This window comes from Streptomyces sp. AC550_RSS872 (assembly GCF_019049285.1).
Classification (GTDB): Bacteria; Actinomycetota; Actinomycetes; order Streptomycetales; family Streptomycetaceae; genus Streptomyces.
Window position 1 is genome coordinate 1 of record NZ_JAGMUL010000052.1, and the last position, 12,140, is coordinate 12,140.

At 68.5% G+C, this 12,140-nt stretch carries 15 protein-coding genes and 1 pseudogene; 9 read left to right on the forward strand and 7 right to left on the reverse strand.

The window, feature by feature from the left end; translation table 11 throughout:
* Positions 1–118 precede the first annotated feature (118 nt).
* Positions 119–319: pseudogene (locus tag KUM44_RS22075) on the forward strand (fic family toxin-antitoxin system, toxin component); the annotation flags it as partial.
* 161 nt (positions 320–480) lie between these two features.
* Here the strand turns inward: KUM44_RS22075 and KUM44_RS22080 are convergent.
* Together KUM44_RS22080 and KUM44_RS22085 are read right to left on the reverse strand one after the other, a co-directional pair.
* Entirely contained in the window at positions 481–1,077 is a 597-nt protein-coding gene (locus KUM44_RS22080; RefSeq protein ID WP_217210213.1) for a hypothetical protein, read from the reverse strand.
* A 242-nt stretch (positions 1,078–1,319) separates the two neighbouring features.
* On the reverse strand, positions 1,320–2,309 hold the full coding sequence (locus KUM44_RS22085; protein WP_217210214.1) for a hypothetical protein: 990 nt from the start codon (positions 2,307–2,309) through the stop codon (positions 1,320–1,322).
* 469 nt (positions 2,310–2,778) lie between these two features.
* Between KUM44_RS22085 and KUM44_RS22090 the strand changes: the two genes are divergently transcribed.
* The 3 genes from KUM44_RS22090 to KUM44_RS46820 all read left to right on the forward strand — a co-directional run bounded on the left by KUM44_RS22090 (position 2,779) and on the right by KUM44_RS46820 (position 3,592).
* A complete protein-coding gene (locus tag KUM44_RS22090) occupies positions 2,779–2,979 on the forward strand; it encodes a hypothetical protein (RefSeq protein ID WP_217210215.1) in 201 nt (66 codons plus the stop codon).
* 76 nt (positions 2,980–3,055) lie between these two features.
* Entirely contained in the window at positions 3,056–3,427 is a 372-nt protein-coding gene (locus KUM44_RS22095; protein ID WP_217210217.1) for a hypothetical protein, read from the forward strand.
* Positions 3,428–3,466: 39 nt separating this feature from the next.
* Positions 3,467–3,592 (forward strand): hypothetical protein, encoded by a 126-nt coding sequence (locus tag KUM44_RS46820; protein ID WP_302186030.1) that lies wholly within the window; start codon positions 3,467–3,469, stop codon positions 3,590–3,592.
* Positions 3,593–3,786: 194 nt separating this feature from the next.
* On the opposite strand, the gene KUM44_RS22100 is transcribed toward KUM44_RS46820, so the two are convergent.
* The 3 genes from KUM44_RS22100 to KUM44_RS22110 form a co-directional block, all read right to left on the reverse strand.
* Positions 3,787–4,452: an HNH endonuclease family protein gene (locus tag KUM44_RS22100; RefSeq protein ID WP_308402689.1), complete on the reverse strand. Its 666-nt coding sequence runs from the start codon at positions 4,450–4,452 to the stop codon at positions 3,787–3,789.
* Between the two features lie 307 nt (positions 4,453–4,759).
* Positions 4,760–5,101: a hypothetical protein gene (locus tag KUM44_RS22105; protein ID WP_217210219.1), complete on the reverse strand. Its 342-nt coding sequence runs from the start codon at positions 5,099–5,101 to the stop codon at positions 4,760–4,762.
* An 81-nt stretch (positions 5,102–5,182) separates the two neighbouring features.
* Positions 5,183–6,304, reverse strand: coding sequence for a hypothetical protein (locus tag KUM44_RS22110; protein ID WP_217210221.1), 1,122 nt, complete (start codon positions 6,302–6,304; stop codon positions 5,183–5,185).
* Between the two features lie 385 nt (positions 6,305–6,689).
* On the opposite strand from KUM44_RS22110, the gene KUM44_RS22115 reads away from it, so the two are divergent.
* Positions 6,690–6,959, forward strand: a complete 270-nt coding sequence (locus KUM44_RS22115) for a hypothetical protein (protein WP_217210222.1) — start codon at positions 6,690–6,692, stop codon at positions 6,957–6,959.
* A gap of 190 nt (positions 6,960–7,149) precedes the next feature.
* Here KUM44_RS22115 and KUM44_RS22120 read toward each other — a convergent pair whose 3' ends face one another.
* On the reverse strand, positions 7,150–8,604 hold the full coding sequence (locus KUM44_RS22120; protein ID WP_308402690.1) for a helix-turn-helix transcriptional regulator: 1,455 nt from the start codon (positions 8,602–8,604) through the stop codon (positions 7,150–7,152).
* Entirely contained in the window at positions 8,579–8,776 is a 198-nt protein-coding gene (locus KUM44_RS22125; RefSeq protein ID WP_217210225.1) for a hypothetical protein, read from the reverse strand. The genes KUM44_RS22120 and KUM44_RS22125 overlap by 26 nt, the downstream gene beginning before the upstream one ends.
* 1,755 nt (positions 8,777–10,531) lie before the next feature.
* Between KUM44_RS22125 and KUM44_RS22130 the strand changes: the two genes are divergently transcribed.
* From KUM44_RS22130 to KUM44_RS22145, 4 genes are all read left to right on the forward strand, one after another.
* A complete protein-coding gene (locus tag KUM44_RS22130) occupies positions 10,532–10,789 on the forward strand; it encodes a hypothetical protein (RefSeq protein WP_217210227.1) in 258 nt (85 codons plus the stop codon).
* Positions 10,786–11,166, forward strand: coding sequence for a hypothetical protein (locus tag KUM44_RS22135; RefSeq protein ID WP_217210229.1), 381 nt, complete (start codon positions 10,786–10,788; stop codon positions 11,164–11,166). The genes KUM44_RS22130 and KUM44_RS22135 overlap by 4 nt, the downstream gene beginning before the upstream one ends.
* 69 nt (positions 11,167–11,235) lie before the next feature.
* Positions 11,236–11,817 carry a DciA family protein gene (locus KUM44_RS22140; protein WP_308402691.1) on the forward strand — a complete coding sequence of 194 codons (582 nt, stop codon included), beginning with the start codon at positions 11,236–11,238 and terminating at the stop codon, positions 11,815–11,817.
* Between the two features lie 29 nt (positions 11,818–11,846).
* Positions 11,847–12,017: a hypothetical protein gene (locus KUM44_RS22145; protein ID WP_217210231.1), complete on the forward strand. Its 171-nt coding sequence runs from the start codon at positions 11,847–11,849 to the stop codon at positions 12,015–12,017.
* The last annotated feature ends 123 nt before the right edge of the window (positions 12,018–12,140 follow it).

Genomic DNA, 12,140 nt, shown 5'->3' on the forward strand with positions numbered 1-12,140 from the left:
CGCCCTGCTACTGCACGGCCTGGCCGGACCCACGCCGAGCACCAGCTGACCGGCCGACATGAAGCAGCGGCACCCGACGTGAGAACTCCCGGGCGGGCGTAACAGCGGCTCATCATCGACCCTCGGACGCTGCCGCTGGCTGGAGCGCTCGAACATGGCCGTGGCCGCCGCGACCGGCGTGATGTACCTGGAGGCTTCCGGTATCCCGGTCAAGCCCACGCGCGAGGATGCCGTCGCCCTCCGCGACCCGCTCCATGACCCCGCCTGCACCGCCGCCCGGATCAACGTCCTGCTGCGGACCTGGCCGCAAGCCACCTGAGAGGCAGCACACGGAGACCTGGATCCGGGGCGACGCCGGCCTTGAGCGTTCCCGGTCTCGCCGGCTACCTCGAAGTCGTCGACCAGTGGGAGGACAACGCCCTGCTAGGCGTGCTGTAAGGGCGGGTGCTCGCACGCTTTGCGGCCGGTCAGCAGTTCCCGCTACCTGACACCTAGAGGGCCTCTCAGCTGGCGCGGAGGTGGGGTTGGCGGCAGTTCGCTCAGGGAGATCACCCGGTGTACGTCCCACCGGCCGTTGCCGTTTTTCTCCTGGCATGTGAACACCAGTTCCGTTCGAACTGGAGTCATCACGTTGTAGTCGAAGCCGACGCCGAACGACTGCTCCGTTCCGTCGGTCATCGGCCCCAGCTCGACCTCGGGCGTACTTGTGAACTCTTCGTCGCGCGTCTCCAGGTAGACGCCGCACACGTTTGCTCCGCTCGCCCGGACTGTCACGCTCTCCAGCGCCGCACCGCCCTTCTGGGAAACGGTCAGCAGGCCCCTGGGCTCGTTGATGTACCGGCCTTCCCGGTCCAGGTGGCCCGACACGTGAAAGTCCGGCTGCAAGGCGATGTGGCGGTCGTCGTCGTCCCTCTCCAGCTGCCGACGCATGAGCTGCACCTGTTCCTCGGCCGCTTTTGCCTGCCTGTCGGCTGACTTCGCCGACTTACTGGCCTCGCGCCCCTGCCAGACAGCGACCCCTGCGGCAACAGCGCTGGCTATTGCCGCACCGAGAGCGATTCCGGGCTCCAGCTCCATGCACTCCTCCTCGTTCCGTGCGTGTGAAGGTATCGACTGCTTCACCAGCGGTTCGCCCAACTCGTCCTGGTCTCTTGGCCCGTGTGTGTGGGGGGGCAGAAGGTCGCAGGTCGGGCGGGGGCGCTCGGGGTGGTCAGGCGGGCGCCTTCGGCATGTTTGTCTGGCCCGGGAGGGGAACGCCGTCGATCAGCGGTTCGTGGTGGGCGGCGAGATTGCGCAGGGAGCGGACGTGGCTGGCGGTGTCAGGACTGAGGCTCCGCAGGGATGCTGATGCCGTCGTCGAAGATGACGGTCAGGGGCTGGGTGCCGCTGCGGCTGGTGGTCGTGAGGTCGTGCGCCAGCCGTTTATACACGGCACCGGAGAGGGCCCAGGTGCCGTCGTCTTTCCCGTACTTCGCGCTCTTGAGCTGGGTGTCACGCATGGCGATCAGGACACCGATGACGGAACGGCCGGACAGGGTGATCCGTAGCCGGTCGTGTCCTTCTTCGGAGGGCGCTGCTGGGGCACGGAAGTGCGGGATGTCCGCGGCGTGTTCCTGGACGAAGTCCCACATGTCGCGGTGGCACACCAGGTGCACGGTGCCGGCGGTAGCCGCGGTTGCGAGCACGTTGTCGTGGCGGGCGAGTTCCCCGTTGAGGTCGCTGCTGTCCCTGGGCGGGGCGGCTCCAGGCTCTGCCTCAGGCGCTGCGTCTGGGTGTGCGGTGGCGGCCGCCTCGGTTGCGGCCCGGCGCTGAGCAGCATCCTGAGGGCCGGCCTCGGCAGGCCGGTCGGATGACGGTGAGACTGCTGTGCCGCCCGTGTCGGCGTCCTCGTGCGTGGAAGCGGTCGTGTCCGGCTCCGGCGCGAAGCCGTCGTTCCCGTGCGCGTCCCGGCCGGGACCCTCCAGCGGCAGCGCCTGCCCATGGGGCGCATTGTCGGCGCCGGGGGAAGAAGGCGACGCGAAGGCCTCGGGGAGACGGCTGAAAAGGTCCCCAACCGCGGTGCGCAGTTCCTGCACGGCATGTGACAGGTCAGCGACCTCCTGGCGCAGTCCGGGCAGGGACCTGTTGATTTCTGAGAGCGAAGTGGACGCGCTGTTGACGCGGTTGCGTGTCTCCCGGTTGTCGGCGTGGAGATCAGAGACCTGGGAGGTCACCGTGTCGGTGATCTCGCGGCGGGACTTTTCCACACGGTCCCCCAGCGCGGTGACCTGTTCCTCCAGTGCGCGCCGGGTGTCCAGGAGGGCGGTCATTAGATCGTTACGGGCCACGTGTCCCCCACAGTTTGCGTGATCAACCACATTCGATCCGTAGTCTGGCCAGGTGGAAGGGGCTTGATGTTCACACGAAGCGGCCTGACTTAAAGACTCCGTGCAAGGGCTGAAACACGGCGGAGGGCGGGCGGCCGTTCGAGTGCGTTCGAGGCAGCGATCAGGATCGGATCGTTGCGGCGCTGATGGAGTCTCGGTCATCGAGGACGGCCTGATGGAAGGTCACCCATAAGGTCCGCATCCCCGCAGGCATCAAGGATGGACAGAAGGTCCGGATCCGCGAGCACGGTGGTGTGCCAGGGGGCATGTACGTCACCGTGCACATCGACAGCTGAACTGCGGTCGACCAGCGCCTGGGTGAGTCAGCACCCACGGCTTGCGCAATGCGCACACTTCTCCGGGAGGCATGATGCCGCCCGGACACCACCGACGCCGCTACCTGGGAGACACCATGGGACTGTTCAAGGACAACGCCGAGGCGATTCAGGCGGCCGACGCGCGAGGCGACGCAGCCCGGCTGCCCCCGCTACGGCAGCGGCCAGGCCCCACCACGGTGCACGACAAGGGCTCGAACTCCACCACCGTGATCAAGGGCGACCACCACGGTGTCATCGGCGGCGTTCACCACGGCGACATCATCTACCGTTTCTGATCCAACTCCAGCCCTTGGTACGGCCCCTGCCGATCTGCCGACAGGGGCCGTGTCCCCCATGCAGCAAGGACCAACCGTGTCCGTGCACGTGAAGAAGACGACCGGCCACACCGCAGAGATCACCTGGGACCCAAAGCGCGACGACCCCAAGGGCTATCTGGCTGCGGCCGTCGAGAGCGACCAGCTTGCCTACGCGCTGGAAGCCTTGGGCGATCCCGACGATGTGGGACTCAAGGGCGTATCACCGGAGACCGCGCTGCGCGCCAGCGCGCACACGGCTCAGCTGGGTGCGCTGCTGGAGCGGCGCCTCACCGTCCAGGTCGTCCGGCTCCGCGACGTCCACGGGTACTCGTGGCGGCGCATCGCCGAAGCGCTGCTCGGCGACCCCGACAAGCAGTCGTCGATCCGGCGGAAGTACGACACCGGCCGCCGCCTCCTGGGCCGATGAGCAGCCAGCCACCTCAACGCACAACCGGGAGGGAGACCCATGTCCGAGTCCGAGCAGACGTCGGCTGAGGTAATGGAGGCGCTGAGGCGCGCTGCCGAGCAGCAGGAGGAAGCCGAGCAGCGTCTGGCCGAGGAACTCGCACGGCTGGCAGAGGAGGGCAAATAGCACTGGTCTCCCAGTAGGTGAGGCCTTGGTTGCGAACGCTTCGGAAGACCGGAACGAGCCCGGGCCAGCCCGTCAGCGGGCCGGGCCGAAGGTGTTTCACCGGCCGCGGTTCCAGAACTCAGGCACATGCATTGGGGCACCATGGGACTGGTGGGCCCGCCGCTTCCCCCGTAGCGGCGGACCCACCTTCGTGTTCAGCGGGCGAGGGTGACATCGATCGGGTTGTTTGGGCACTCGCTGAGGATGTCGGAGAGCGCGGCCTGTTCGACGGGGTCGATGGCGAGTTGCCAGCGGGTTTTGACGGTGACCCAGTCGGTGGCGTAGGTGCAGCGGTAGCCGGCCGCGGGCGGCTGCCAGGTGGCGGGGTCCTGGTCGGCCTTCGAGCGGTTGGACGCGGCGGAGACCGCGATCAGCGCGCGGGCGTCCTCGAGGTCGTTGGCGTACGCCTCGCGTTCCTTCGCCGTCCAGGCAGAGGCGCCGGAGTCCCAGGACTCGGCGAGGGGCACGAGGTGGTCGATGTCGAGGCCGCGGGCGACGGTGAAGTAGGTTTCGTCATACGGCGAGTACCAGGAGCCGCCGCTCAGCTGGCAGCGGGCTCCTTGTTCAGGGGCGGTGACGGCCTCCTCCAGGAGAACCTCGTTGCGGGTGCTGCAGCCGTCGCGGTCGGCGTCGATCCAGTGGCGGAACTTGTCGCGGGTGTAACCGGTGCGGTCCTCGTCCTGGACCGGCAGGGCAGCGAGAGCGTCGCGGACGGGCATGACGACGGTGTCGCCGGGGGCGGCGTGAGCGGTGGCGGGGGCGAGCAGGACCGTGAGCGCGGACAGCGCGGCGGCCGCAGCCCGTACGGCGGTGGAAGGCACGAAACTCCCTTTCGAAGACCGGCGAAGGACGCATGATCTTCGTAGTGAGCCAGGCCCTGGACGCGCCCGGGATCCTCTGTCCACTCACCCGCAGGGGCGGTAAGTCGGACAGTCACCCTGGGCCAAGGCGGCCTCCGCCTGATCGCGGTGCGGAAGTCGTGCACGGTGAACGGATGCACACTCGTACGTCTCGTGACGGCGCCTCGGCTGCTGCGGGCGCTGGTCGAGGTACAGAAAGTGCTCCGACCCGGGGGTCGGAGCACGGTGGGGGGACGGAGCTGGTGGTATGTGTGCCAGCTGTGTTCGGTCAGGCGGCGCGGCGCACCGTGTTGGTGTGGTGCTGCGGTTGGACGGTGGTCTTCTGCCAGGTGCGGCAGATGGCGATGACGCCGTCGTAGATGACGATGAGCGTGGTCAGGCCGAGGGCCATGACGGTGTCGCTGTCGTGCAGGGTGTGGGTGAAGTGAAGGCTGCCCGTCGCGGTGATCGCGGGCAGGGCCAGGGTGCCCGCGGGTCGGCGGAACGTTTTGATCTTTCGGTACCAGCGGGCCCGTACGTCCTTGGGCGGGATCACGCTGAAGCGCCAGCCTGAGGAGGAGGTGGGCGGTTCGTCGCCGGAGGCGTCGGGGATAAGGGTGAGATGGTCCACTGCGCTTTCCTTGAGGGGTTCGGCCGGCGGGTACCGGCCGGGGTCGGGGAGTGAGGGTGAGGGCGCGGTGCTGACGGGGGGTTACGCGTCTTCCTTGTCGTCGCCGTAGAGGCCGTCGTCGTCGAACTTTCCGTCGAACTCGTCGTCGAGGAACTCGTCGAGAAAGGCGTCGAGGGGGTCGGTCTGCTTCTGGAGTTCGTATTCGCGGGTCAGGACGCGGCTGACGCGGCGGGCTGCCCAGATGTCGCGGGCGATGACGAGGCCGTCACCGAAGGGGATTTCACCGGTTACGGCCTTGTACATGTACTTGCTGGCTTCCCAGGGCTTTTCGAGCAGCTGGCCGCTGTCGTGGAAGCGGACGATCATGCCGTGGCCGATGGCGACGGGGAGGATGGCGGAGTTCAGGACGTCTCCGGTGGAGTGGACGGCGACGGGGACCGCTCCGCCGAGGACGGCCTGGGCGATGGCCGAGCTGGTGTCGTGTACGAACAGCGGTTCCGTGTAGTGCCTGCGCAGTCGGGATGCGAGGTGTTCCAGAGAGCGGGGCAGCACGATGTAGCCGGGGGCGGGGTCGGCGATGAGGGGTTCGCCGGTCATGGCCTGCCAGCCGTCGGTGAGGGTGAGGCGCCAGGAGCCAGCGCAGTCCGACAACAGTGCGGTCTTGGGCGTGACCGTGGCCGCGTACAGGGGCTTGCCAGGGATGTACGTAACGATGGACAGCGAGACTGCGGTGGTGTCGCCGGTGGCGAGCCAGCGGCGCATGCAGCCGCTGGGGGAGACGGAGACGGCCGGCTGTTCGGCGCGGACGTGGGCGCGGAAGGCGTCGGTGCGTTCGGCCAGGTCGCCGTCGGCGCCGAGGACGGTGATGGGCTGCCCGGAGACGTTGGTGACGTCGCGCAGGGTGTCGAGGACCGCGTGGGCGATCCGGCGCATGGCCGTGGCGGCCTTGGTGTCCCAGCACTCCTCCTGGCGGGGTACACCTGCGGGAGGGCGGTGTCGCGGCGAGCGTGACCACTCGTCCGTCAGCGCGAGGACCTTGTCGAGCTTCTGACTGGCTGTCAGTTCCTGTTCGAGGTCCTGGCCGTAGGCGAGTTCGCGGGTGAGGGCGTCCAGCTGACGCAGGGCGGTGTCGGCGGCGAGTCCCGTTATGGCATCGGCGCTGAAGGGTTCCTTCACTCCGTCGCCGTTGAAGGGGAGGTGCAAGTGAGGCTCCTTGGGTGAGGGCGCACGCGCCCCGGCGTGCGCGCCGCGTGTTCAGTTGCTTCCGCTGAGTAGCGCAACCCTACTGGATGAATCATGTAGTCCATGGGGAGGATCCCACGAGCAACTACATCTATGAGTCGACACTCTTGAAGTCGTGTAGTGGCATCTGCCACAGCGTTAGTTGAGCAGGAGGTGACACAGAACTTATGAACCCATGAGAAATGTGACACACCGCCAACTCCGTAGTCCTGTAGTGCCATACGCTGATGCCGCTCAGTCAGCAAGGGTGCTGCGGCTACCACCCACAGCACCCGTGTGAACCGGGATGGCGTGCCCCGAGCGCTGGCGCGATCGGGGCATCCACGCCCCGACGAAGGGAAGACACGTGCCTAGCGAGCGAAAGACAACCGAGGAAAAAGACCGGCAGGTTGTGGTGTCCGTCCGCATGCCCAGCCAGCTACTCGAACGTATCCAGGCCATTGCTGCAGTGCTGGCTGTCAGCGCCAACACCGTCATCAGGGACGGTATGGACGTCTATGTGCGAGACCGCGTCGCCAGCCCCGAGTTCCGCGCGGCCAGCGAGGCGTACGTCGCCAAAGCCCAGGCCCAGGTAGCGACAGCGTTGCAGGAGCACTCAGCCAGCAGCCCCGCTTGACCCCTTAACTACTCGATTTCGCAGGCGACTTGTGCACCCGATGCTCAACAATTGATCCATAACCTGGTCCCTCCCGAGCCGGGGTCCGTCCTGACGGGCCTCGGCTCTGCTGTCATGCCCGCCGCCTCCCTCGCCCTGTTGCCCTCACGGGCATGTACGGGGCCCGTTGCGGTTCGCGACTTGGCCTGCTCTAGGGAGGCCACCGGGAGGCCGGCCCCGTGGCGGCGAGCGCCCGCTGGTCTCCGGATGCCGCCGGCATGAGGCCCTGAGCACCGATGCCGATCGTCGTCCGGACCGTGACCGACTGGATCCGAACGCCCTCAGGACCACTGCCTTGGACGGCACCTCCGGCAGCGCCAGGGAGAGCGGCCAGTTCCCCGATCTCACAGGCGGCCTCCTCCGAGCCGTGCCCGGTGGCCGCGGGGCTGTTCGCGGGAGCGGTGTGACCGTGGTCTGCGGCCACCACTTCCCTGCTGCCGGTCGCTGGCCGGCAGGCATCGCCTGCCTCGTGGAAGCCCCGGCACAGACGACAGCACACTTCCGGCGGGCCGATGGCTTCGAATACATCCGTATCAAGAGTCCCGAGGTGAACCGGCATGCCGGGGGGCGGCCACGACTGGCCCGGCACCCGGCGCGGCAACCGGGGCCGTTCGGACGGCAAGACCGGGAGCTCTCGCGGCTCATGCCCAGACGGAGCAGCAGCTGCGAGGGCCGACGGCGTGCAGTCAGTACAGAGCTCGGCGCGCCACCCCTGGGAGCCGTCGTAGCCGAAGGAGGGCCTGTGGCATCGAGGGCAGGACAAGTCGCCCTGCCGCTGCGCCTGGTCGACGAGGAGCTCCCGGGTCATGCGCGAGGCGGGCCCGTAGGTCTGGGAGTACTCCGCCTCCGGGATGACCAGAAGCTTGATACCCGGCGCCCGGCCGGCCAGGGCCTCCAGGTCGCTCATGAGCAGCTGCAGATCGCGGGGCGTGACACGGTCGTGCTTGGTCAGCCGGTCCTGGACGTCATCTTGAGCCCGGGCCCGCCGACTGCGCGTGCTGCGCCGGTCCCGGTCCGCGCGGTCCCAGGCCTTGCCCCACTCCGCGATCTCCGATCGCCGGACATTGACAGCCTCGGCAAACGCCAGGACGAATGGGCGGTTGGGGCGGGACTGGCCTTTGAGGACCCGGCTCACTGTGCTGTGCGGAAGCTGCCCGTGGCCGCCCATCCGGGCGTCCAGGCTGCGCAGCGCCGGGCTGCCAGCGCTCTGGTATTGCTCGACGATGGCCGAGTGGAGGTCGGCGAAGTCCTTGACCATGCTGATGTGCGGCCCGCTGTGCCGGCCGTTCAGCACCCCCGCGGCGCGGGCCTCATCGCGGCGGGCGAGCTTCCAGAGCCTCTCCGCCTCGGTCTCCGGCAGCCCGCAGGCGCCCGCGTAGGCCACGACCACCTTGACGTTCCTTGGCACGCTGCTCCCCGACACGGCACGCGCCAGGGTGTCTGGGCTGAACGGCGTGCGGGCAGCGAGTTGTTCATAGGTGAGTCCTGCTGCCTCGCGGCCGGACCGAAGCCAGGCTGCCAGGGTCTGCAGGGATCTGCTGCACGGGCTGATCGGCTGCTCGCGGCGTCCCATGGTGCTCTCAGACCTCCGCGGAGTGCGGTTCATGCCGGCGGCTGCGCAGCCGACCCGGCATCCAGTGCGCGAATGCGAGCGCTCCCACAGCCGCCGGACCCGCCGACAGCCCGCGGTCCGCAGGGGCAGCCGCGACCTGGGTGGTCAGCACCAGCAGCGGAGCCTCCAGTCTCGTCACCGGGCGCGGCCGGGCGAAAGACGTCACGCGAGGCAAGAGGTTCATTTCTTCCTTTCCAGGATGGCGAAGCACTGCGGGTCAACAGGGCAGCGGAGTACCGCTGTTATCGCTCGACTGGCTCTGCGTGGTGAGTGATGGTGCAGCATCCACGCACCGCTGAGCGAACGAGTGAGAGGGCTTTCCCGCAGTACTGTCCTTTTGGCAAACCGTGAGTCGCCCGTGCCTTTGAACCGTCTTTCCGCAGCTCGGGAACGTGGCGGTCAGTTTCTTTTCCGCATGTGTGTCCCACCTTGTGCGCTTGCGCAGGTGGGACACACATGCGGATGTGAATGTGCAGTTCAGCGGCTGCATCTGCCGGAATCCCGGCGCGGCCGCGTTGCCGGATTCTTCTGCCCCGCTCGCGCACGCCTCGGACCCGAACTGCGGCCCCACGTAGGCCGCGCCTGCGCGACCTGGGCACGGACAATGCCAGACACCCCGGCCGGAAGAGTCCCCAACTCCTGGAGCATCGGCGGCCCGTAACGCCACGGTGTGGGTCTCGGACCAGGCGGCACACCGAGGAGGCACTCTGCGCACGGCTGTGACGGTGGGCACGGAAGCGGTTGCCTCGCAGCGCACGGTGATCGCTTCCCTTCCTGGAGGGCAACACGTCCACCCATCCCGTATGGCGCACGGTCACCTCGAGCCTCATTGCTCTGGGGAACAGCTAACCCGATCACGTCCCGGGAACGAGCAGCCTTGCTCAAGGGGATAGTTCAGCGAATGCCCCTCATCCCCTCGCAGGCATCGCCGCGCGAGATTTGCACTCCTTCATCGCCACCCTTCGCCACCATCTGCCATGAACCGCCACCCTCAATGAGCTGCACCCTCGCAATGGAGATCGAATTTGCCTCGACTTTGCGCGAAGATGAAATTGCACGCTCAATTACACGACGTGACGGAAGTCACCTTTGATGCGAAGGCGGCTCTGAGCTCCCAGCACCTCGCCATCTGCACAGAAATCCGTGCGAGCCGCCTTGACTTCCAAGGCGTACGGACATTCCGGCGGGCGCTCGGAGGCGACATCGGTGCGCATAGATGGCCGGCCCGATTGAGCGACGGCACGTCGCTGCGGTGACCTCTGGATCGGCCGGGAAAGTGGTGGGACCGGCAGTCAACTGTGACCGACGTTGGGCCGATGGAGATAACCGTGCCCGTGAGCGCGACGGCGAGGCAGGCAGGCAGGCAGGAACCGACTCCCGGCGAGTGGCTCTGGTCAGCCTCCAGCGCTGCCGCCGTCGCCACCCGCGCCGAACCCGCCTGCCCGCGGCTGCTGCGCGGCCTTCACCCAGTCAGTACGCCGTACCCGCCTGCCGGACAGGATCGACACGACGGCCCCCAGACCTGACAGGACTCCCCAGGCCACGGCCATCCGCAAGTCCCGCCGCTCTCGTCGCGGCTGACGGCGCACCCCACCGAATCCCTGTCCCTCCCGCCATCCGACGCTTTCTCGCCATGCCGCGGCCGTCTGCTGTCCGGCAGTGGACTGCCGTTGCCGGCATGCGTGAGGTTTCGCCAGGGACACCCCGGGGTCGTACAGCTCGCCGCACTTACGGCACGTGAACACGTTCACCGTGTCGCCCTCCCCGCTCAGGTCCGTAAGGGTAGCGAGGACCTGCGCGACCTCTGCTGGAGCGGGGCAGAGCACCAGCGAGGGTCTAGACCACTCAGTTCCGGAGCCGACACGCCGGGAAGGGTACGGGTACGTACCCGTACCCTTGAGGGATGGGAAGGAGCACGACAATGTCCGATGCCAATGTCCGCATCCCCGAGGAAGCCAAAGATCGGCTGGCCGCCATAGCTGCCGCTGAGGGGCTGTCGCTGCGCGCGTATCTCGCCCGTCTCGCTGAGACGTTGCTGACTCCGGCCGAGCGTGCTGAGCGGGCGGAGCAAGCCCGGGCTGCGCTCAAAGAGTGGAACGGCTACGCGCCGACCGCTGCCGAGGAGCAGGACCTGGACAGCGAGCTGGACCGGCGTCTGGCCCAGGTGACGAGCCGGTGAGCGACGCCGTGCACATCGTCCTGGACGACACCGCGATGGCCGCAGCCGGCCAGGGCAACGTCCTCGCTTCCCGTCTGATCCACCGCGCCCACGCCGAAGCGGGCTGGTTCCTGTACGCCCCGGCCTGCGCGTTAGTAGAAGCCGATCGCGCCCGGCCCGGCACAGCCGAGCATCTGGCTTCCCTGCCCGGCATCACTGTCCTCGATCTGGACCTGGCTGCCGCCCTCGTGGTCGCGCGGCAAAACACCTGGGCGGCGGCGCACAGTCACTACACGGCGCAGCCCACCCCTGACCGTCCCGACGGCGCGATCATCGCCACCACCGCCCCGCACCGGTGGGCAGGAGAACCCGTCCGCGTACTGGACCTCACTCCCTGACCACACAGCAGACGCACGCGGCCCCGTCCGATCCGGCGGGGCCGCCGTGCTTCACCGGGGCGCGCGCAGGTGATCACGCCGGGCGATCACGGCGAGCGCAGCAACGAGCAGGTACTCCGGCCAGCTCACCGGTGCCCGGAGTCGACGGCCTGGGCGACGAAGCTGCGCCCGGAGCAGGCCCGGGTCATCGAGGCAGCCAACGAGTCGGCCGGGCGCACCGTGGTGCGCGCCCTGCGGATCCTCGCGCCCGGCTCGATGTCCGTGCCTGACCTGGACGACGGCGCCCCGCAGTCCGCGGCCGCGCCGCTGGGGCCGGCGAAGACCAGGGAGAGTGCGTGCGAGGGCTACCGTCGCGCGCTCGACGCGCACCAGTCCGCCGCGCACCCGAGCCGCGTCGACCCGTACATCGCGGAAGCGGTGGAGCGGCAGACGCAGGCGATGCGCGAGCTCAGCGCCCGTGCGTTCCCCGAGCCGGAGTCAGCGCCGGGCGGTGAGCCGGCCTCGATCGCGGCGGCCCGTGTTCAGCGCCGCCGCGAGTCCGAGGCCACCCGTGCCCTGGCGCTGCGCCGGGCCCGGGCGGAACGTGCCGCCCGGCAGGATGGCACGCCGGCCGCTGCTGCCGAGCCTGCCTCGCTGCGTACGACGGCGTGAGCACGGTGATGGTCTGTGAGGTCAACGGCGTGGCTGGCACGATGAGTTGGGACGAGAGGTGGGGTTTCGTGCGGGGTGACAGGCGGCAGATCCAGACGGCGGTCCTGGGAGGCGCGGACTCGGAGGAGCCGCTGATGCTGCCGCTGGAGGCGATCGAGCTGGACGCCTTCCGCCGCCAGCACGAGCACGACACGTTCTAGTGCGGTCTGCTGCTCGGAGGCTGCGGCCTGCAGCTGACCACCAAGCTGTACACCGACCGGGTCTGTCACTTTGCCCACCACCCCGGCCCCGACGGGCACCCGCACCTGTGCGGCCGCCGTGCC

Excerpts from the sequence above, each read along its gene's own strand:
- KUM44_RS22080 (WP_217210213.1), bottom strand. The coding sequence starts at position 1,077 with ATGGAGCTGGAGCCCGGAATCGCTCTCGGTGCGGCAATAGCCAGCGCT.
- KUM44_RS22085 (WP_217210214.1), bottom strand. The coding sequence starts at position 2,309 with ATGACCGCCCTCCTGGACACCCGGCGCGCACTGGAGGAACAGGTCACC.
- KUM44_RS22090 (WP_217210215.1), top strand. The coding sequence starts at position 2,779 with ATGGGACTGTTCAAGGACAACGCCGAGGCGATTCAGGCGGCCGACGCG.
- KUM44_RS46820 (WP_302186030.1), top strand. The coding sequence starts at position 3,467 with ATGTCCGAGTCCGAGCAGACGTCGGCTGAGGTAATGGAGGCGCTGAGG.
- KUM44_RS22120 (WP_308402690.1), bottom strand. The coding sequence starts at position 8,604 with ATGAACCGCACTCCGCGGAGGTCTGAGAGCACCATGGGACGCCGCGAG.
- KUM44_RS22130 (WP_217210227.1), top strand. The coding sequence starts at position 10,532 with ATGTCCGATGCCAATGTCCGCATCCCCGAGGAAGCCAAAGATCGGCTG.